The 18,301-nt window shown below is 69.1% G+C and carries 20 protein-coding genes; 7 read left to right on the top strand and 13 right to left on the bottom strand.

The features are described 5' to 3' along the window. Positions 1-20 precede the first annotated feature (20 nt). The 5 genes from C0461_RS03160 to C0461_RS03140 form a co-directional block, all read right to left on the bottom strand. Positions 21-1,688 carry an MFS transporter gene (locus C0461_RS03160; protein WP_292103870.1) on the bottom strand — a complete coding sequence of 556 codons (1,668 nt, stop codon included), beginning with the start codon at positions 1,686-1,688 and terminating at the stop codon, positions 21-23. A gap of 130 nt (positions 1,689-1,818) precedes the next feature. Continuing rightward, positions 1,819-1,956, bottom strand: coding sequence for an entericidin A/B family lipoprotein (locus C0461_RS03155; RefSeq protein ID WP_292103868.1), 138 nt, complete (start codon positions 1,954-1,956; stop codon positions 1,819-1,821). Between the two features lie 86 nt (positions 1,957-2,042). Next, entirely contained in the window at positions 2,043-3,770 is a 1,728-nt protein-coding gene (locus C0461_RS03150; RefSeq protein WP_363377446.1) for a histidine kinase dimerization/phosphoacceptor domain -containing protein, read from the bottom strand. A 4-nt stretch (positions 3,771-3,774) separates the two neighbouring features. After that, a complete protein-coding gene (locus tag C0461_RS03145) occupies positions 3,775-4,386 on the bottom strand; it encodes a sigma-70 family RNA polymerase sigma factor (RefSeq protein ID WP_196838346.1) in 612 nt (203 codons plus the stop codon). Beyond that, positions 4,383-4,586 carry a NepR family anti-sigma factor gene (locus C0461_RS03140; RefSeq protein WP_292103860.1) on the bottom strand — a complete coding sequence of 68 codons (204 nt, stop codon included), beginning with the start codon at positions 4,584-4,586 and terminating at the stop codon, positions 4,383-4,385. Before C0461_RS03140 ends, C0461_RS03145 begins: the two co-directional genes overlap by 4 nt. A 218-nt stretch (positions 4,587-4,804) precedes the next feature. Between C0461_RS03140 and C0461_RS03135 the strand changes: the two genes are divergently transcribed. After that, on the top strand, positions 4,805-5,599 hold the full coding sequence (locus C0461_RS03135) for a response regulator (RefSeq protein ID WP_292103859.1): 795 nt from the start codon (positions 4,805-4,807) through the stop codon (positions 5,597-5,599). 61 nt (positions 5,600-5,660) lie between these two features. Here C0461_RS03135 and C0461_RS03130 read toward each other — a convergent pair whose 3' ends face one another. Next, the gene (locus C0461_RS03130) at positions 5,661-5,951 is read right to left on the bottom strand and encodes a hypothetical protein (protein ID WP_292103857.1); all 291 of its coding nucleotides are present in this window, start codon (positions 5,949-5,951) and stop codon (positions 5,661-5,663) included. Between the two features lie 335 nt (positions 5,952-6,286). Here C0461_RS03130 and C0461_RS03125 point away from each other — a divergent pair, with 335 nt between their 5' ends. Further along, on the top strand, positions 6,287-7,306 hold the full coding sequence (locus C0461_RS03125; protein WP_292103856.1) for an NADP-dependent oxidoreductase: 1,020 nt from the start codon (positions 6,287-6,289) through the stop codon (positions 7,304-7,306). Between the two features lie 2 nt (positions 7,307-7,308). Then, complete coding sequence (locus C0461_RS03120; RefSeq protein WP_292103855.1) at positions 7,309-7,710, top strand: acyl dehydratase; 402 nt, start codon at positions 7,309-7,311, stop codon at positions 7,708-7,710. A 116-nt stretch (positions 7,711-7,826) separates the two neighbouring features. Here C0461_RS03120 and C0461_RS03115 read toward each other — a convergent pair whose 3' ends face one another. Next, the gene (locus tag C0461_RS03115) at positions 7,827-8,618 is read right to left on the bottom strand and encodes a SapC family protein (RefSeq protein WP_292103854.1); all 792 of its coding nucleotides are present in this window, start codon (positions 8,616-8,618) and stop codon (positions 7,827-7,829) included. A gap of 111 nt (positions 8,619-8,729) precedes the next feature. Here C0461_RS03115 and C0461_RS03110 point away from each other — a divergent pair, with 111 nt between their 5' ends. Together C0461_RS03110 and C0461_RS03105 are read left to right on the top strand one after the other, a co-directional pair. Further along, on the top strand, positions 8,730-9,212 hold the full coding sequence (locus tag C0461_RS03110; RefSeq protein ID WP_292103852.1) for a Fur family transcriptional regulator: 483 nt from the start codon (positions 8,730-8,732) through the stop codon (positions 9,210-9,212). A gap of 12 nt (positions 9,213-9,224) precedes the next feature. Then, the gene (locus C0461_RS03105; RefSeq protein ID WP_292103850.1) at positions 9,225-10,100 is read left to right on the top strand and encodes an alpha/beta hydrolase; all 876 of its coding nucleotides are present in this window, start codon (positions 9,225-9,227) and stop codon (positions 10,098-10,100) included. Here C0461_RS03105 and C0461_RS03100 read toward each other — a convergent pair. After that, entirely contained in the window at positions 10,091-10,618 is a 528-nt protein-coding gene (locus C0461_RS03100) for a CHAP domain-containing protein (RefSeq protein ID WP_292103849.1), read from the bottom strand. The genes C0461_RS03105 and C0461_RS03100 overlap by 10 nt on opposite strands. A 122-nt stretch (positions 10,619-10,740) precedes the next feature. Beyond that, positions 10,741-11,202: a hypothetical protein gene (locus C0461_RS03095; RefSeq protein ID WP_292103846.1), complete on the bottom strand. Its 462-nt coding sequence runs from the start codon at positions 11,200-11,202 to the stop codon at positions 10,741-10,743. A gap of 82 nt (positions 11,203-11,284) precedes the next feature. On the opposite strand from C0461_RS03095, the gene C0461_RS03090 reads away from it, so the two are divergent. Beyond that, on the top strand, positions 11,285-12,415 hold the full coding sequence (locus tag C0461_RS03090; RefSeq protein WP_292103844.1) for a DNA cytosine methyltransferase: 1,131 nt from the start codon (positions 11,285-11,287) through the stop codon (positions 12,413-12,415). Here C0461_RS03090 and C0461_RS03085 read toward each other — a convergent pair. From C0461_RS03085 to C0461_RS03070, 4 genes are all read right to left on the bottom strand, one after another. Next, positions 12,399-12,662: a hypothetical protein gene (locus tag C0461_RS03085; protein WP_292103843.1), complete on the bottom strand. Its 264-nt coding sequence runs from the start codon at positions 12,660-12,662 to the stop codon at positions 12,399-12,401. The two genes, C0461_RS03090 and C0461_RS03085, sit on opposite strands and share 17 nt — an antisense overlap. A gap of 83 nt (positions 12,663-12,745) precedes the next feature. Continuing rightward, on the bottom strand, positions 12,746-13,108 hold the full coding sequence (locus tag C0461_RS03080) for a DUF1318 domain-containing protein (protein WP_292103842.1): 363 nt from the start codon (positions 13,106-13,108) through the stop codon (positions 12,746-12,748). 12 nt (positions 13,109-13,120) lie between these two features. Further along, positions 13,121-13,309, bottom strand: a complete 189-nt coding sequence (locus C0461_RS03075) for a YnbE family lipoprotein (RefSeq protein WP_292103840.1) — start codon at positions 13,307-13,309, stop codon at positions 13,121-13,123. An 81-nt stretch (positions 13,310-13,390) separates the two neighbouring features. Next, positions 13,391-16,612, bottom strand: coding sequence for a YdbH domain-containing protein (locus tag C0461_RS03070; RefSeq protein ID WP_292103838.1), 3,222 nt, complete (start codon positions 16,610-16,612; stop codon positions 13,391-13,393). A gap of 332 nt (positions 16,613-16,944) precedes the next feature. Between C0461_RS03070 and C0461_RS03065 the strand changes: the two genes are divergently transcribed. Beyond that, positions 16,945-18,297: a peptidoglycan DD-metalloendopeptidase family protein gene (locus C0461_RS03065; protein ID WP_292103836.1), complete on the top strand. Its 1,353-nt coding sequence runs from the start codon at positions 16,945-16,947 to the stop codon at positions 18,295-18,297. Positions 18,298-18,301: the final 4 nt, after the last annotated feature.

Genomic DNA, 18,301 nt, shown 5'->3' with positions numbered 1-18,301 from the left:
AACGGGCCGGACCGGCTGCATCACGTCTGGATGGAATCCAGATCACGGCCCCGGGTCTCCGGCAGCCAGATCAGGCTGACGATCACCGCCACGGCCGTGAACCCCACCGCATACCAGAGACCGAAATAGATGTCCCCGGACCAGGCCACGAGGGCGAAACTGGCGGCGGGCAGCAGGCCTCCGACCCAGCCGGTGCCCACATGGTAAGGCAGACTCATCGCCGTGTAGCGCACCCGCGTCGGGAACAGCTCCACAAGCGCTGCCGCCTGGGGGCCATACAGCGCCGTGGCGGCGATGATGAACACCATCAGGATGCCGAAGACGGCGGGCAGGTTCATGCGTTCCGGGTCGGCCCGTTCAGGATAGCCGGCCTCCAGCAGGGCTCCGCGCACCCGCTCCTGCACATCGGCGCGCGCGGCGGCGAGGCCCGTGGCATCCAGGCTGGACGCCTCCAGTGACGGAATCAGCCGGTCGCCGATGCGGACCATGGCGGTTGAGCCTTCCGGCGCCGCCTCGTTGCGATAGCTGACCCCGGCGCCGGACAGCACGCCCTTGGCCAGATCACAGGACGAGGCGAAGGCGGCCCGGCCCACGGGATCGAATTGCACCGCGCAGGTGGCCGGGTCGGCGATCATCGTCACCGGCGCCGACGCCTGGGCCTCGGCGAGGGCCGGATTGGCGGCCCGCGTCAGGGCCTGGAATCCGGGGAAGAAGGCCACCAGGGCCAGGATCATTCCGAACAGCATCACGGGCTTGCGGCCCACCCGGTCCGACAGCCAGCCGAAGAACACATAGAGGAACGCTGACACGACCGTCACGCCCAGCACCAGGGCGTCCACCGTGGCCACCTCCACCTTCAGCACCCGCTCCATGAAGAAGCGGGTGTAGAAATAGCCGGCGTACCAGACCGCGCCCTGGGCGATCATGATGCCGAACAGGGCCAGCAGCACGAACCGGCCGTTGCGCCAGGTCAGGAAAGACTCCCTGAACGGCGCCCGCTTTTCGGTGCTCTCGGCGGCCATGCGCTGGAAGGCCGGGCTTTCATGCAGCTTCATCCGGATCCAGAGCGAGATCACCAGCAGGAAGGCCGACAGCAGGAAGGGGATGCGCCAGCCCCACTCGTTGAACGCCTCGCTCCCCACGATCAGACGGGTGACGATGATCACCACCAGCGCCCCGATAAGGCCCAGCGCGGCGGTGGTCTGGATCCAGCCGGTCAGGAAGCCGCGCTTCTCGTTCGGCGAATGCTCGGCCACGAAGATCGCCGCGCCGCCGTACTCGCCGCCCAGGGCGAACCCCTGCAGGATGCGCATGGTGATCAGCAGGATCGGGGCGATGATGCCCGCCTGGCTGTAGTCGGGCAAAAGGCCGATGGCCACCGTGGCGACCCCCATCAGGGTGATGGTCACCAGAAAGGTGGTCTTGCGCCCCACCTGGTCCCCGAACCATCCGAACACCAGGGCGCCCAGCGGCCGGACCACGAACCCGACTCCGAAGGTCAGCAGCGCCAGGATGTAGGAGGTCGCCTCCCCCACCTCGGCGTAGAAATGCCGAGCAATGATGGCGGTCAGGGAGCCGAAGATGAAGAAGTCATACCATTCAAAGGCTGTGCCTGCGGCCGAGGCTCCGACGACGGTGCGCAGACCGGGGCCTTTGGCCGCCTGATCCCCCGAGACCCTTGCGTTCATGAAACGTCCCCCCACCGCCTCTGCGGGCGGCCGGAAGGCAAGCTAGAGCGTGACGTTCCCGGGGTCCAGACACACGAGAGCCCCGCAGCCGGGGGCGGCGGGGCTCTCGATGACTTCAGGCTTCAACTGATCAGCAGGTCTGGCCTTCGGCGCATTGCTCGACGGCTTGGCCGGCGGCCTGGGCGTCCTGGCCAACGCCCGAAATGGTGTTGCAGGCCGCGACGGTCATCAGGGCGGCGGCGGCCGCGAGGGCGAAAATCTTGCGCATGGTCTGGCTCCTATGGCTCCGGGGGCCGGAGCGTGACAGTGACGGTCAGGCTAACGCCACGGAGCCGCCCCGGTTCCGCAGGCTGATCAGTTCAGCGGCGCGCCGTGCACCGACGGCGGCGGGGGATCAGGCCGCGGGAACGTCAGGCGCGCGATCATGCCGCCCCGGGGCGGTGTTTCAAACGCCGCCTCGCCCCGCAGCTGGCGGGCGAACGCCGTCATCAGGGTGCGGCCGACCCCGCCCTCCAAGGTGGAGACGTCGGTGCCCGGCCCGTCGTCCTCAACCTCAAGGCGGCAGGTCTCCTCATCAACCGTGAACCGCACATGGAGCGTGCCTCCGCGCCCGGAGAAAGCGTGCTTCTGGGCGTTGGATATGGCCTCGACCGCCCACAGGGCCAACGGCGCAAGACGATCCGGGTCAATGATCAGGGAGTCCGCCGTGACCTGGCTGGAGACCACCGGACCGCGCCCGGATTCCGAGGCGACCAGCTGGCCCGTCAGCTCCCGCAGGAAGTCCGCCAGATCGGCCTCACGGATGTCCGGGCTCTGGTAAAGGGTGCGGTAGATCAGGGCCAGGGCGGAAATGCGCTGACGCGTATCGCCGACGGCCGCGCGCGCCGCCGGGTCGGTCAGGGCGCGCTGCTGCATGCTCAGCAGCGAGGAAATGATCTGCAGGTTGTTCTTAACCCGGTGGTGGATCTCGCGCATCAGCGCGTCCTTCTCCGCCAGGGATTCGGTCAGCGAATGGTCCCGCTCGCTGATGGCCTCCGCCATCTCGTCCAGGGTCCGCGCCAGAACGCGGATCTCCGCCGGTGCATTCTCGGCCTGGACCGGGCGCACCGTGAAGCGCCCCTTGGCGTAGATGGAGGCGATGCGCTCCAGGTAGTCCAGCCAGCGGATCACGATGCGGTCGGTGAAGATCATCACCGCCAGGAACGCCAGAAGCCATGCGCCCAGAGGCAGCAGCAGCGTGGCGGTGGGGTTCAGCTGCGCCCAGGACAGAAGGCCGGGATCCGGCGTGGAGAGCAGCACATACACGTCCCGCCCCGCCAGGGCCGCCCCCGCATAGAGACGGGACCGACCCGACGCATCCCGGGCGCGGAACTCCACCGCCCCCCCTCGCGCCCGGTCCACCCACCCGGTGAGGGCGTCTCCATCCCGGGTTTCAAAAGCCTCCGGGTCGGTCGCCGTGAGCAAGGCGCCCGACGCATCCGTCAGGGCCACCTCCGTGCCTGCCGGCAGGGACCGGTCGCTGACATCCGGCTGCAGCGTCGATAGAGGAATGATCGCCGCCAGAACCCCGTCGAAGGCGCCCATGGGCCGCTCCGAGCGCACGGCCGCCAGCAGGGCGGGTTCGACCGCCAGCCGGTCCGGCGCCCGGGTCAACACTACGGTCTCGCCGCCTTGGATTCGCGCAAACCAGGGCGCGTCGCGAACCGTCAGATCCCCCTGGACCGAGGTGGAGGCGCACGCCACCCGGCCGCTGGGGGTGAACCGATACAGGGCTTCATAACCGTCCAGCTCGGCCACCAGGGCCCGCAGTCGCGGCGCGCAGTAGAGGCCGAGCGACTCAGGGCGCAGCACCTCCAGCAGCACCGTGGCGCTGTCCAGCCGCGCCTTGGCCGTGGCCGCACTGCGCTCGGCGCCCAGCACCAGATCATTGCGCCGGTCCTCCGCCTCGTTCTGGAAGGCGGCCTGGGTCTGAACGGCGCTCAGAAGCAGGATTGGCAACAGGGCCACCGCCATGGCTGCGGCCAGACGAAAGCGGATGCCCTGGGCCCTGTTGGAGGCGAAACGCCGCCCCAGCCGGACCACCGGCCTAACCCTGCCGCTGCGTACTCAGCCGGTCCGCATCGGCGAGAATGGAGCGCATGGCGTCGCCGGCGGCCTTGCCGTCGCGGGCGTAGCCGCCCTGCTCCAGAGTCTGTTGCAGCGCCCGGCGCGCGCGGCTGACCCGGCTCTTCACCGTGCCGACCGCGCAGTTGCAGATTTCGGCGGCCTCCTCGTAGGCGAAGCCGCCCGCACCGACGAGCACCAGAGCCTCGCGCTGCTCTTCCGGCAGGCTGGCCAGCGCCAGACGCAGTTCATCCAGGGCCACAGGCGCCTCCGGATCGTCCACCGCCACGAGAGTGCGCTCGGCGGCCTCCTGGTCCAGTTGTGACTGACGCCAGGACCGGCGCTTTTCCGAATAGAACTGGTTGCGCAGGATCATGAAGGTCCAGGCCTTCATGTTGGTGCCCATCTGATAGCTGGCGCGGGCGTCCCACGCCTTCATCATGGCGTCTTGGGCCAGATCGTCAGCTGCCGTGGGGTCGCCCGCCAGGGTGCGGGCGAAGGCCCGCAGATGGGGGATCAGGCTGACCAATTGGGTCTTGAAGGCTTCGTCGTCCGATGAGGGAGGTTTCGGAGCCGCAGAGCGTGCACCCGTCATGAGTCGCCCTCGGCCTTCTTGTCGGCCTTGCGCAGAATGTCCAGAAACTCGTCTGGCACCGGTTCATTGACCACCTGGTCGAACATGTGCCGAAGCTTGACCCCGATGGCCTGTTGGCGCAGGCGCGCCTCTTCCAGCCCGTCGTCCCCGTCTTCCGGCGGGGCCGGGGACCGGCGGGACTGGTTTGATTGATCGATCATGAAGCGCTTGCCGCCCGACTCTTGATGATGCGCACGCCTTCGCGTGTCAGTTCGGGACGGTCAACGCCCTTTCTGCCCAACGAGTTCCGGCATTAAGCCGATTTAATGCTCAAGCTTCGCCGAACGGCGGGAACCGTTGCCGCCCGGATACGTTGGTCGGGATCACCGCCCGGCTCCGGCCGGGCTGGACGAACATCTTATGTCGGGGAAATCCAAGAATGAGCCTTTTGGCGAGACTCGCGCCTCATCTGCCCTATGTGCGCCGCTATGCGCGCGCCCTGACCGGCGATCAGAGCACCGGCGACAACTACGTCCGCGTGGCCCTTGAGGCGCTCGCGGCGGGCGAGCAGCAGCTTCCCGCCGCCATGACGCCCCGTGTGGCGCTTTATCACGTCTTCCACACCATCTGGGTCGCCACCGGCGCCCGGCTGGAAGACAAGAGCGGGATGGAAAGCGACGATGACGCGTCCCGGCGGCTGATGAAGATCGCGCCCAAGTCCCGTCAGGCGTTTCTCCTGACCGCCCTGGAAGGCTTCACGCCGTCCGAGGCCGCGCAGATCCTGGGCGCCGAGCTTAGCGACATCGAGAGCCTGATCGGCGACGCCCAGCGTGAGATCGATGCGGAACTGGCCACTGACGTGCTGATCATCGAGGACGAGCCGATCATTTCGGCCGATATCGAATCCCTGGTCAAGGAACTGGGCCATACGGTTTCGGCCACAGCCACCACCCACGACGAGGCGGTGGATGCGGTTTCCCGCCATCGCCCCGGCCTGGTTCTGGCCGACATCCAGCTGGCGGACGGGTCCTCGGGCATCGACGCGGTCAAGGACATCCTGAAGAGCATCAATGTCCCGGTGATCTTCATCACCGCCTTCCCGGAGCGTCTGCTGACCGGGGAGCGGCCCGAGCCCACCTTTCTGATCACCAAGCCCTTCCAGCCGGAGACGGTGAAGGCGGCCATCAGTCAGGCCCTGTTTTTCCATCCGGCGCGCCAGACAGAAGCCGCCTGATCCGGACGATACGACCCGCAATTGGAAAGGCCCGGCGATCCGCCGGGCCTTTTTCTTGATCCTACTCCGGCGTGGCGGGGGCCGCTTCGCCGTCGGCGGGCAGCGGCGGCGAGGACGCGTCCCCTTCGAAGGCCTGGGCCGCGGCCGCTTCGTCAGGCGCGGTCTCCAGTTCGCCCAGCTCTTCCTGGGTTCCGCCCCAGAGCAGCATGTAGATCAGCACGATCAGCACCAGAGACACGATCAGCACCAGTAGGATCCGGATGCCGCCCCGGCCCTGTCGCGCCCTCTGGGGCGAGACCACCGGGCCGTGGTCGTCGGTGTTTCCGGGATCGTTGGGCGGTTGTTGGGTCATGAATGATGCTCCGTATCCGGGCCGGTCCTGAGGACGGTCCATGTTGGTGTCCCAGGGCAAACGTGTCGGAGGCTTGGCCGTTCCGAAGCTTGGCCGTTCGCGTCCTGCACGAATTAATTTCACGGCGTGGGAACCGGGGGCAGGGGTCGGTGTTCTCATCTTGCGGAGGCGGCGACGCCCCCCCGACTTGAGACTGGCGCAAGCCAGTCTGTCGCCTCCGCGCCTCATTCTCGATGATGCTGACTTGGGCGGGTCCTTCATGGACCCGCCCTTTTCTTTTGGCGCGAGGCCAGTCAAGGTGCGTCCTGAAAGAAAACGTCCCTGGAGACCCCAACATGGCCCTCACCAATCGCCAATGGATTTTGCGTCAGCGCCCGAAGGGACTGGTCCAGTCCACGGATCTGGAACTGGTGGAAAGCCCGGTTCCCGACCTGACGGCCGGCGAAGTCCTCGTGCGCACCGTCTATCTGTCGCTGGATCCCACCAACCGCACCTGGATGAACGACGCCGAAGGCTACCTGCCCGCCGTGAAACTGGGCGAGGTCATGCGGGGCCTGACCTTGGGCGTGGTCGAGGACAGCAAGTCCGAACGCTTCAAAAAGGGCGACATCGTCACCCCCATGTCCGGCGGATGGGCGCTCTACGCGGTGGTCCCCGAAGACGGTCTGCGCCCCGTGCACCGGGCGCCGGGCCTGCCGTTGACCGCCAATCTCAGCGTCCTGGGCATGACCGGCCTGACCGCCTATTTCGGCGTCACCGATGTGTGCCAGCCGGAGCCCGGCCAGACCATGGTGATCTCGGCCGCGGCCGGGGCCGTGGGCTCCATCGCCGGCCAGATCGCCCGGCTCAGGGGGGCCCGGGTCATAGGCATCGCCGGCGGGCCCGAGAAATGCCGCTGGCTCACCGATGAGCTCGGCTTCGACGGCGCCGTGGACTACAAGAACGAGGATGTGGGCGAAGCCCTTGACCGGCTGGCGCCGGACGGAATCGATATCAATTTCGAGAACGTCGGCGGCGACATCATGAACGCGGTCTGGAACCGCATGAACGTGCATGGGCGCATGGCCGTGTGCGGGCTGATCTCGGCCTACAACGCCACTCGCCCGCCCCCCTCGCCCAATTTCGCGCGCATCATCACCCACCGCCTCAACATCCAGGGTTTCCTGGTGCTGGATTACGCTCCCCGCGCCCGGGAAATGGTCGCCGAGATGGGTCCGTGGCTGGCCGATGGAAAGATCCAGTGGAAGGTCCATGTGGACGAAGGCCTGGAATCGGCGCTGGAGTCGCTGAACCGCTTGTTCACCGGCGACCATGACGGCAAGCTGCTGGTCAAGGTGTCAGAGGAGCCCGCCTGAGCATGGCCGACGCCCTGCATTTCGAGGACATCCAGGTCGGTCAGGTGCTCCCCATCGGAGCCTGTGCGGTGGACGGCGAGGCGCTAGCCGGCTTTATCGAACGGTTCGCGCCCCACTGGCCCGCGGCCGACGGCGCGCCGGATGCGATGGTCTATGCCCTGTGGCGCAGACTGGCGGATGAGGCGGAGCGCGGCATGGCGGTCAGCAAGGGCCTTGCTGTGGACGCCCTGCGCTTCATGCGAAACCCGCCCTCCGGCGAACTGCTTCGCGGACGCATGACGGTGATGGGCAAGGATCCGGTCGGCGACGGCCGGGGCGTCGTCATCGCCCAGCACGACCTGCTGGACGAGGATGGGCGTCTGGTCTTCTCCTGCCTGTCGCGAACCCTGCTCCTGCGCCGCTGAGACCGGCGGCCGGCGACGCGCATAAACTCGCGCTCAAGCAGACCAGGGGCCGTTAGCGCACAAAAAAGAGGCGGCGGATCGCTCCGCCGCCTCTTTAATTTTCGGGTCCGCCGGGATCAGGCGTTGGCGACGGCCGGAACCGGCCCGGCCCGATCCAGGGTCATGGCCACCAGCCGGTCCCAGCCCAGCAGCGACACCAGATGGGCGTAGATCTGGCCCAGGGCGCCGTTGTCTCGCAGTTCAGCCAGCTTTTCGGCCGGCAGGGCCTTCAGCTTGTCCTCGGAGACGGCGTAGTACTGGGCCAGCTTCTGCACCGGAGCGGGCGAGCCGTCCGGGTTGCGCGGGGTGAAGGTGGCTTCCTTGATCTCGAACAGATCCAGCTCCTCCAGCATCTCCACGAAGCGGGTCGTGCGCTGGCGCTCCAGTTCGAAGTCGTTGCAGAATTTCATGGCCTGCTCGGTGAAGGCGCTGGGCTTGTCGCCGTCGAACAGGGGCACCTGGCCGCCTTCGGCGATGAACGGCGCGCCGCGGTCGATGCACAGGACCATGCGCTTGTTCTCCTCGTCATTGGCGAAGACGAAGGGATAGCGGCGCACGAAGGCCGGCAGATAGGCGCTGGACAGATACTGCCCCGCCTCGTCCACGAAGAGGTTCTGGTCCTGACGCAGGCCCATGATCGCCACCGGCGACTTCGGATCACCCAGGAACACCACCGGGAAGGACAGGGCCGCCGGCGAGAATTCGGTCACCGTCAGAGGCACCGCATTGGTGCCGCCCACGAAGGCGTAGGGCTTCTCGGCCTGGTTCACGCCCAGCTTGCCGTGGCGCTCCATATTCAGCGGTTCGGGCTGGCTGTAGAACAGGACGTTGCCGGAGATCGGGCTTTCGGGCGCTTGGGTGTCGGACATGAACTCGAGGCTCGGTTTGAAAGGGAAGCGCGCCTTCTAGCCCACAAGGTCCCTAACGGCAACGCGCCGCGAAGCGTTGCGATTCCGAACGCAAGCCATTAGCTGGAGGGCATGGGCGAAGCCTGCGCACACCACCGACATGACACCGGCCTCGGTCCGGCCGACGTCAACGCCGCCCTGGGCGACGCCGAGGCGCGCTGCGTCAGGCGGGGAGAGCGCATGACCGGCCCCCGGCGCCGGGTTCTGGAGCTGCTGCTGGCCTCGGGCGAACCGGTCAAGGCCTATGACCTCATCGCCGCCTACGGCGCGGACGGCCAGGCCGCCAAGCCGCCCACAGTCTACCGCGCCCTCGAATTCCTGGAGCGCCTGGGCCTGGCTCACCGCATCGCCTCCATCAGCGCCTATGTGGCCTGCAGTCACGGCGAGCGGGCCCACGCCGCCGCCTTCCTGATCTGCGACTGCTGCGGCGCGGCGGTGGAGGTGAGCCCTCCGGCCGCCGCCGGCCTGTCCGGCCCGGCCGAACAGAACGGCTATGTGCTGGAGCGCGTGACCATCGAGGGCCACGGCCGCTGCGCCGACTGTCGCGCGGACTGAACGGAACCGGGAATGACCTCACCCTCGAGCGAGGCTGTCCCCGGCCAGGGGGATGGATCGATATCAGGGCTGGACCTGGGCGACCCGCGCCATCCCGTCGACCTGATCTTCGTTCACGCCAACGGCTTCAACGCCGCGACCTACCGCTTCCTGCTGGAGCCCCTGGCCGGCAAGGCGCGCATCCATGCGCCGGATCTGCGCGGCCACGGACGCAGCAGGCTTCCCGCCGATCCCGTCTGGCGGCGCAACTGGCATGACTTCCGCGACGACCTGATCGCCCTGATCGACGCGGTGGACGGGCCGCCGGTCGTGCTGGCCGGTCACTCCATGGGGGCGGTCGTGGCCCTGCTGGCCGCCGAGCGCCGCCAGCACCGGGTGCGGTCGGTGGTCATGTTCGATCCGGTGATCCTGCCGCGCCCGGCCTCCCTGATGATGAGCTGGCCGCTGGCCGGCCGGATGGCGCGTCGCTACCCGCTGGTGGCCGGCGCCCTGCGCCGCCGCGCCCGGTTCGACAGCCGGAACGCGGCGATCGAGGCCTATCGCGGCCGCGGCGCTTTCCGGGACTGGCCCGAACAGGCCTTGGCCGACTATGTGGCCGAAGGATTCCGGGATGTGGAGGACGGCGTCGAACTTGTCTGCGCGCCGGGATGGGAAGCGTCGAACTACGCCGCCCAGGGGCACGACCCCTGGCCCGTTCTCCGCCGCATGGAGCGGCCGGTCCACATCCTGAAGGGCGCGCGCGGATCCACGTGCAGCCTGGGGCCGGGACAGATTCCCGGCGTCACGGTGGAGACGGTTCCGGAGGGAACCCACTTCTTTCCGATGATTCAGCCCGAGGCGGCGCGCGCCGCGCTCAGGCGAAGTCTGTCAGCGTCCGATCAGGGCTGACCCTGCGCCTGGCCGGCGCGGGCGGTCTGGATGGCGTCGCGGGTGGCGCCCTCGGCGCTGCGATAGACGAAGCCATAGGTCGGATAGACGGTGGACCCCAGGCCATTGATCGGATTGTACCAGACCTTGACCCGGCTCCAGTCCCCGGCGGGCGAGACGTCCACCACGGTGACGTTCTCCTCGACGCGGCCGCGGCTGCCCCCCCAGTTGGCGTGGGTGACGCGGATGACCCGCTCGGTCAGAATGTCGCTGACCACCGCCACATGGCCGCGGTTCATGCGCCCGTGGGGCTGGAACACCAGCACCGATCCGGCCTCGGGCGCCTCGCCGGTGCGGAAATTGCTGACGGCCTGACGCCACCAGGTCCACGCGTCGCCGAAGATCTGGATGCCCGACAGAAGACGCGCGAAGGTCACACACTGCCAGTAGGGATCATCGGCTCGGGCGGTCTGGGGCGTGGCCAGGGTGAAGAACCCAAGCGAGACCGCAACCATTGCGGCGGTGAGCCGTTTTGTCATGTTGGCGTGCTCCGGACGTTTCGCGTCACAAGCTGTAAATCATGTTCGCCAAGGGTTGAAGAACCCTTTCCGGGCTCAATTTGGGCGATTTCGTGGCGACCGGCGGTGGGTGACCCTGCCGCTCAGCCTCGCGGCTCGCCCCGTTCGTCGGTGTTCATCAGAAAGTCCACCGAAGCGGCGCAGCCGTTCAGAACCTCCTCGCCAATCTCGACCCGCGCGGTCAGCGGGTAGGTCCGGTCGCTCATGCCGTCCGAACATCGGGTCTCGATCAGGGTGACGCTGAGGACCCGGCCCTGGTCGGTCTGGCCGCTCCACATGGCGGTGGCTCCCGCCATCTGCGGCCCGGCGTGGGGGGCCCGCTCCTCCGGCCGGTCGACCCCGGAATAGACCAGGCCGTCCCCGTCGATGTTGACCGCCCAGAACGGTTCGGTGCCCAGCGCCCGCAGGGGTTCGTCCAAGTTCACCCCGCCCAGAACCGCGTCGGGCTCCGCCGGCGCGGGCGCGGGCTGGTCCGGCGAGTCGCCCTGGGAGCAGGCGGTGAGGGTCAGGACGGCGAGAGGAGCGAGAAGGGCGAGGGCGCGCATGGTGAGGTCTCCGTTGACGCCCCAGACTGCCCGGCCCGACGTCAGTCGTGCAAGGGGGCGCAGGGTGGGCTAGCGTCGCCGCATGGCGAATCGCGGGCCGTTCAACCTCTATGAGTTCTTCGCCGGGGGCGGGCTGGCCGGGCTGGGCCTGACGGGTTTCCGCACGACCTTCGCCAATGATCTGGATGGGGCCAAAGCCGCCAGCTGGCGCGCCAATCACGTCGATCCCGACATCCTGCGGCTGGCCGACGTCTGGGACCTGACGCCGGGCGACCTGCCCGGCCAGGCCGATCTGGCCTGGGCGTCGTCCCCCTGTCAGGATGTCAGCCTGGCCGGGGCGCGGGGCGGGCTGGACGCCCGGCGCTCAGGGGCCTTCTGGGGGTTCTGGCGGTTGATGACCGGTCTGGCCGAGCAGGGCCGGGCGCCGGGCGTGATCGTGATCGAGAACGTCATGGGCCTGCTCACCTCGAACCATGGGCGTGATTTCGCAGCCGTGTGCCGTGCGCTGCAGGACGGGGGCTATGTCTTCGGAGCGGTCGAGGCTGACGCGGCCCTGTGGCTGCCCCAGTCGCGGCCCCGCCTGTTCCTCATCGCCTCGCGCCGGCCGGTCGCGGACGTCGGGAGCGGAGCCGACCCCTTCCATTCCGCCCGCATCCGCGCCGCCCACGCCGCCCTCCCCGACGGCCTCAGGGCGGGCTGGGTCTGGTGGCGGCTGGCCGCGCCGCCGCGCCGCAACACTGACCTGGCCGCCCTCCTGCAGCCGGATGACGCGGTCGACTGGTTGGAAGATGAGAAGGCGGCGCCCCTGCTGGATTTGCTGTCGCCCCTGCACCGGGCCCGTCTGGATGCGGCGGTCGCGTCGGGCGAACGGCGGGTCGGCGCCGCCTACCGCCGGGTGCGGGTCGAGAATGGCGTGAAGGTCCAGCGGCTGGAGATCCGCCTTGACGGCCTCGCCGGGTGCCTGCGCACGCCCGCAGGGGGGTCATCGCGTCAGTTCGTGGTGGTCTGTCAGGCGGGCCAGATCCGCGTGCGGCGCCTGACGGGCCGCGAGGCGGCGCGGCTGATGGGCCTGCCGGACAGCTACAGGCTGCCGACCGGAGAAATGGCGGCCCTGAAGTTGATGGGAGATGCGGTGGCCGTGCCGGTGGTCCGCGCCCTGGCGGACCAGATCCTGCGGCCATTGCTGGAGGACGCGGTCAGAACCGCCGCCTGATCCGCTCGTCAATTAATTCGGTGGGCTCGACACGGTCGTCATGGCCGCTGCGGTGCGAGTGAAAGGCCAGGATCATCAGACCGGCGGTGAGCAGGGCGGTTCCGACCGCGCCGATGCTGAGAGCGATCCAGCCGTGAACCGTCATGGGCGATGCGCCCATGGCGCCCCAGCCCCAGCCCATGGCCGCCACCGACAGGCCGGCCAGAACGGCGGCGGCAAGCAGGGTCAGGGCCACACGTCGGCCCATCCCCGTCCCCTTTCGGGGGGGGACGGGCGAACTTCCGGGCCCGGTGTCGGGCGCCGAGACCGAGGCGGGTTCAGACCGATCGATCAGTTCTGGACCCACTGGCCTTGGGCGTTGCGGTACCATTCGCCCCGGGAGAGACGGGCCCGCAACAGGGCTTCGAACATGCGCGCGGCGGCCACCTCGGTGGACACGCCGGTCTCGGCGGCCCGGGCGGCGTAGGCCTGACGGCGCGCCTCATTGGTCACGCGCACGGCCTCCTGCAGGGCGGAGTCCGACGTTCCCGAGCGGAAGCCCAGATAGCCGTCGGCCTGCTCGCCCACCACGCCCTCGACCTTGGCCTGATCGATCATGGACTTCTGGGCGTTGGTCTGGGCCAGCGAGGCGCCGGCCACGCCGAGGGCGGCGACAGCGGCGCCGATCACGAACAGCTTGCGGAAATTCATCATCCGATCCTCCGATCAGAACAGGTTGGGGTTCTCTTCCAGAAGCTGACGCAGCTCCTGGTCGAGACGGACACGCACGTCGGCGTCCAGCTTGGCGTAGATCTGGATGGGATCCACCTGCAGCCGGATCGTCGGGGCGCATGCGGCCACGCCGCCCACAAGGGCCATGGCGCAGACGGCGGCGATTTCGCGTTTCGAGATCATGGGCGGCAGGCTCCACGGTTTGAACGTTTCACATTCATAAGCACCATCTAGCGTGAACCCGCGCTGAACGGCGAAGTTTCATCACTCTTCATCGGAATTCTCTTCGGCCTCGCCCCGCCGGGCCCGGTTCAGGGACAGGAGGTCCGAAACCAGCTCGTTCAGGTTCAGGGTGGTGTCCAGCGTCAAATCGATCTCGGTGCCCGACGGCAGGGGCAGTTCCCGCTTCAGGAAGTCCCGGCTGATCAGTTCGGACAGGGTCAGGCGCAGTTCCTGCCGCTGCGGCGGATCATGCCGCCCCCGGATGCGGAACAACACCCCCAGCCGCCCTTCATCCAGACTGTTGACCTCGGCCGTCAGGATGTCGAAAGCCAGCTCCTCCATGGCCTGGTAGGCCAGGTCCTGAACCACGTTGGGCGGCACGTCCTCGCCGCCGCCGCCCGCCTCCAGACCGCTCAGCGCCTCGCGCTCGATCTCCAGCCGTCCCGGCTGCACCGCATAGAGCGACCCGCCGATGACCCGGAAGCCGTTTTCGGCGTTCCAGGTGAAGGGCACGCGCCCCGACACCACGGCGTTCAGGGCCACCTGCTCGCCAAAACCGGCGCCCCCGAGCAGTTCGCCCAGTTGCACCTCCTCGAACACCAGCGTCCCAGCGAAGGGCTGGGTCCGGTCCAGGGGCACGTTGAAAGGCTCGATGATCACATGTCCGCCGGCCACGTCCAGATCCACGCCCGACACCTGGAACGATCCGGCCCCCAGCTCGAACAGGAGGTTCAGGTCGGTGACCGGCGCCAAGGCCGCCAGACCCTCGGCGGTCAGGCGCTGGTCCGGGGCGGTGATGAGCGGTGTCAGGCTGGTGAAGGCCACTGCGCCGTTCAGCCCCGTCACCGGCCCCGCCGGACTGACGAAGTCCAGATCCTGAACCGTCAGCACGCCCCCGCTGGTCACGCCCTCCGAGGTCCAGTCGAACCGGCCCACGAAGCCGGCGCCGCCCGTCACCGGCGAGTCGATCAGACCCTCGGTCAGGGGCGTCACGTCGTCCGGCTGCAGCCCGTCCCCGGCGAACACCAGACCCGTGGCGTCGAAGGCCACGCCCCCGGCCTCGGCCCGACCGTCGTGCTTCAGGTCTACGCTGCCCAGCCGGTGCGGCCCCATCGAAACCTCGAACCGGCCCTGCCAGACATCACTGGCCAGCGAGGCGGCGCCGGCGGCGTCCAGCGGATGGAAGCGCCGGGGTTGGGTTGTGTCGGCAACCCGCGCGGCCTCGAAGACCGCGTCCATCTGAAGACCCGCCGAAGCGCCGCGCACGGTCAGGGGCCCGGCCATGTCGCTGAACCGCATGGCCAGGAAGGGAACCTCGGCGGCCGCCCCCCGCATCCGTCCAGCCGCCGTCCAGCCGCCGTCCGCCACCGTGACCATCGGGCCGTCGTCCGCACACAGGTCGCCGGACAGGCCTCGCGCGTCGTTCTCGCCGAAGGCCAGCTGGTCCGCCGTGATGGCCACACACCCATTCGGCCGGAACGTCAGCCGTCCGCCGCCGGATGTCAGCGTGCCCGCCGCCGTCACGTCCACATCGCGGGCGAAGCCGAAATTGAAGCCCGCAACACCGTCCAGCGCCGCAGTGAACCCGCCGGGCGTCAGGCGCCACTCGGGGACCTGCACGCGCACATCCGTCTCCGGCGCCGTTCCGGTCAGGATCAGGGCGCCGCCGCCGGTCTGGCCCGGCCGCGCGGCGTAGAGCGGAGCGCCCGGGTGCGCCCCGAGGGTGATCAGTCCGCCGTTCAGGGGGGTGATGCGCGCCGCCTGGCCGAGCACCAGCTCCGTGCCTGTGCTGCCGGTTCTCAACCGGAACGACGACGCCTCGAGCCGGAAGCCGCCCAGCGCCTGCTTCAGAGCGGCCAGCTCCGGCGGATCGTCGGCGCCCGGCGCGCCCAGCAGCGGCCAGCGGCCCCGCGCCGCCCGCAGCCGCCCGGCCGTCTCCGCCAGCACGATTCCGTCACCGGTGACGTCGGCGTCCATCCGCCCCTCCAGGCCGGTCAGATCGAGGTCGCCGAACGTCAGGCGCCGCGCGCGGACGGAGGCGGGAGCGGTGATCTCGAAGGCGCTCGCCCGGCCCGCGCCGCCGCGGCCGCCCGCTGATACGGCGCCGGAACGGACGTCCACGCCCGCCAGCATCAGATCGCCCGAACGCATCCGGTCGGCCAGCAGGGTCATGGGACCGTCCAGCCGCCACCGCAGCGCGCCGTCGCGTCCGCTCACATCCAGCGCGGTCTCGCTGAACGACAACCGTGCCGTCGAGGCGCTGGTCTGGCCCAGGGTCAGGGCGTCGGCGCCGATCATGCCTTCGCTATCCCCGATCAGCTGGAAAGCCTCCAGCCACCCGTTCACCCGGCCGTTCAGGACGATGCGCGCGCCAACGGCCCGGCCGGCGAAATCCCCGGCCTCCAGCCGTCCGGCCGCCAGGGTCGCGGTCATATCCACATCGCCCTGGCTGCGGCGCGCGTCCAGGTCCGGATAGGGGACCTCGCCGCTCAGCCCAAGGCGCACGTCCTCCCCGGACATCCCCGGCCCTGCCATGTCCCCGACGATCGCCGCAAGGTCCAGCCGCGCCCGTCCGCCGGTCGTGACCAGGTCCAGCCTGGCGCCGGACAGGTTGATCCGGGTGTCGCCGCTGGCCAGCGCCGCCTCTCCCGCCCGCGCGCTCAGGCGCATCAGCCGGCCGTCCTCGATCCGGGCGTCCGCACGCACGTCCAGCGGGCCATAGTCCGTGGCCAGGTTCAGGCGGCCCTGTTCGATCAGAACCAGCGGTCCGCGCGCATCCGGTCCCGGGGGGCGTCCCCTGAATTCCTCGATCAGCGGATCCAGCGACCCCATGCTGAACACGCCGCCCCGCCAGCTGGCCCGCAGAACAGGACGAATCAGCCGGATGCGGCCGGGCGTCAGGCCCAGCCCCGCTTCGGACCATGGCATGCCCAAGGCGTAATCCATCTCGACCCGTTCGACGGAGAAGTCGGGGTCGGCCGGGTCGCCGACACGGATGCGGGCGGTCAGGCTGTCCACCTCAAGCCGCTCGATTTCGACCTCGGCCTCGATTCCCCGCCGCTCCAGCCAGCCCACCAGAACCTGGCGGGCCGCTTCGCGCCGGGCGGCGTAAAGGGTCAGGACCGCTGCGGCCAACAGTCCCAGGATCACCAGCAGCACGATCAGCAGGCGCGCAGAACCGCGTCCGGGCCGGCGACGGCGACGGCGACGGGCGCCGTCGGGTATGACGGGGGAGGCCGGCTGGCTGTCCTGGGTTTCGCTCACGCGCGCTCCATCATCCTGCATGGCCGCCCCTGAGATAGCCGGATCGCGCGGCTGCGCAAACCGCCCGACTGCGCAAGCCTGCTTCAGACCGCTCATGCCCGCCGCCTGTGACGGCATTCGGGCGAGCCGCCCGGCGTCGGAAGGAGAACGCGGTTAAAACACCACTTGAATGGAGAAAGTCCTGGCGGTTAACGATTTGTAACGGGATGCTTCCCATTAAGGGACAGGCGAGCTATAGCCTTCCGCTCGCACATTCCGGGGTTGACCAGCCCCGGTGAGACAGTTTTCAGTGACCTGGCGCCGCGTATGGCGCTGCCGATTGACGGGGACCGATGGCTCAGTTCGATCCACGCCGCCAGCCCAGGCGCTTCACGCCCCACATGTTCACGGCCGCCGCCGCTGTCGCGGTGGCGCTGTTGGCGGGCAAGCTCTATCAACCGGTCACGGCGGCTGAAGTTCCACCGCTGACGGCGGCGCAGATCGCCGCCCTCGAAATTCAGGCCTTCGCCTCCGCCGGCTCCCCGGCGGGCATGAGCCAGCCCGAAACCGTCCAGGTCCAGATCCAGCGCGGCGAGACCCTCGAGCAAGCCATGCTGCGCACCGGCATCGGCGCCGACGAGGCCCGCGCCATCGTCCGCACCCTCGGCAACGCCTATGACGTGGTGAACATCCGCGCGGGTCAGCGCTTCGAGACCGCCATCTCGCGCCCGCGCGTCGGCCGCGGCGACGCCCGCCTCATCGGCCTGACCGTGCGCACCGGTCCGGCGACCCAGCTGACCGTGTCGCGCAGCTTCGACGGCGCGCTGCGTCTTCGCGAACTGGAAGAACAGGTCTCCAACGAGACCACCGTCGCCACCGGCGAGATTCACGGCTCCCTCTCCGCCTCGGCGGGCCGCATGGGCGCCAACTCGCGCATCGTGGCCCAGGCCGTGCGCCTGTTCTCACACAAGATCGACTTCTCGCGCGACATCAAGGCGGGCGACAGCTTCACCCTGGTGTTCGACCGCACCGTCACCGAAAGCGGCCGCACGGTGGACACGGGCGACCTGCTCTACGCCGAGATCAAGGGCCAGGTGTTCTATCGCTTCAAGCCGGAAGGCTCGAACGAAGCGAAGTATTTTGACGCCGACGGCAAGAACATCCGCGGCTTCCTGCTGCGCACCCCCATCGACGGCGCGCGCATCTCCTCCAACTACGGCGTTCGCCGCCACCCGATCTCCGGCTATCAGCGCATGCACCAGGGCATGGACTTCGCCGCCCCCACGGGCACGCCGGTCTTCGCCGCCTCCGACGGCGTGGTGGTCGAGGCGCGCCGCTGGGGCGGCTACGGCAACTGGGTGCGTGTGCGTCACAGCAACGGCTGGGAGACCGGCTACGCCCACCTGTCGCGCTTCGCCCGGGGCCTGCGTCCCGGTCAGCGGGTCAGCCAGGGCGACGTGATCGCCTATGTGGGCTCCACCGGCGCCTCCACCGGGCCGCACCTGCACTATGAGGTCTGGCGCAACGGCGCCCGGGTCAATCCGACCGGCGCGCAGATTCCGCAGGGCTCCGAACTTTCGGGCCGCGAACTGGCCGCCTTCCAGGCTGAGCGTCGCCGCATCGACGCCCTGATCGCCGCTCGCCGCACCGGCGCCACGCCGACCCAGCAGGCCGCCGCCGAGGGCCTCCGCCCCGCCCAGGGCTGATCCG

The organism is Brevundimonas sp. (genome assembly GCF_013823285.1).
In the GTDB taxonomy this organism is placed as follows: domain Bacteria; phylum Pseudomonadota; class Alphaproteobacteria; order Caulobacterales; family Caulobacteraceae; genus Brevundimonas.
The sequence above is the reverse complement of the archived record's forward strand: the minus strand, read 5'-3'. Positions and strand labels throughout refer to the sequence as shown.

Excerpts from the sequence above, each read along its gene's own strand:
- C0461_RS03160 (WP_292103870.1), bottom strand. The coding sequence starts at position 1,688 with ATGAACGCAAGGGTCTCGGGGGATCAGGCGGCCAAAGGCCCCGGTCTG.
- C0461_RS03155 (WP_292103868.1), bottom strand. The coding sequence starts at position 1,956 with ATGCGCAAGATTTTCGCCCTCGCGGCCGCCGCCGCCCTGATGACCGTC.
- C0461_RS03145 (WP_196838346.1), bottom strand. The coding sequence starts at position 4,386 with ATGACGGGTGCACGCTCTGCGGCTCCGAAACCTCCCTCATCGGACGAC.
- C0461_RS03140 (WP_292103860.1), bottom strand. The coding sequence starts at position 4,586 with ATGATCGATCAATCAAACCAGTCCCGCCGGTCCCCGGCCCCGCCGGAA.
- C0461_RS03135 (WP_292103859.1), top strand. The coding sequence starts at position 4,805 with ATGAGCCTTTTGGCGAGACTCGCGCCTCATCTGCCCTATGTGCGCCGC.
- C0461_RS03130 (WP_292103857.1), bottom strand. The coding sequence starts at position 5,951 with ATGACCCAACAACCGCCCAACGATCCCGGAAACACCGACGACCACGGC.
- C0461_RS03125 (WP_292103856.1), top strand. The coding sequence starts at position 6,287 with ATGGCCCTCACCAATCGCCAATGGATTTTGCGTCAGCGCCCGAAGGGA.
- C0461_RS03120 (WP_292103855.1), top strand. The coding sequence starts at position 7,309 with ATGGCCGACGCCCTGCATTTCGAGGACATCCAGGTCGGTCAGGTGCTC.
- C0461_RS03115 (WP_292103854.1), bottom strand. The coding sequence starts at position 8,618 with ATGTCCGACACCCAAGCGCCCGAAAGCCCGATCTCCGGCAACGTCCTG.
- C0461_RS03110 (WP_292103852.1), top strand. The coding sequence starts at position 8,730 with ATGGGCGAAGCCTGCGCACACCACCGACATGACACCGGCCTCGGTCCG.
- C0461_RS03105 (WP_292103850.1), top strand. The coding sequence starts at position 9,225 with ATGACCTCACCCTCGAGCGAGGCTGTCCCCGGCCAGGGGGATGGATCG.
- C0461_RS03100 (WP_292103849.1), bottom strand. The coding sequence starts at position 10,618 with ATGACAAAACGGCTCACCGCCGCAATGGTTGCGGTCTCGCTTGGGTTC.
- C0461_RS03095 (WP_292103846.1), bottom strand. The coding sequence starts at position 11,202 with ATGCGCGCCCTCGCCCTTCTCGCTCCTCTCGCCGTCCTGACCCTCACC.
- C0461_RS03090 (WP_292103844.1), top strand. The coding sequence starts at position 11,285 with ATGGCGAATCGCGGGCCGTTCAACCTCTATGAGTTCTTCGCCGGGGGC.
- C0461_RS03085 (WP_292103843.1), bottom strand. The coding sequence starts at position 12,662 with ATGGGCCGACGTGTGGCCCTGACCCTGCTTGCCGCCGCCGTTCTGGCC.
- C0461_RS03080 (WP_292103842.1), bottom strand. The coding sequence starts at position 13,108 with ATGATGAATTTCCGCAAGCTGTTCGTGATCGGCGCCGCTGTCGCCGCC.
- C0461_RS03075 (WP_292103840.1), bottom strand. The coding sequence starts at position 13,309 with ATGATCTCGAAACGCGAAATCGCCGCCGTCTGCGCCATGGCCCTTGTG.
- C0461_RS03065 (WP_292103836.1), top strand. The coding sequence starts at position 16,945 with ATGGCTCAGTTCGATCCACGCCGCCAGCCCAGGCGCTTCACGCCCCAC.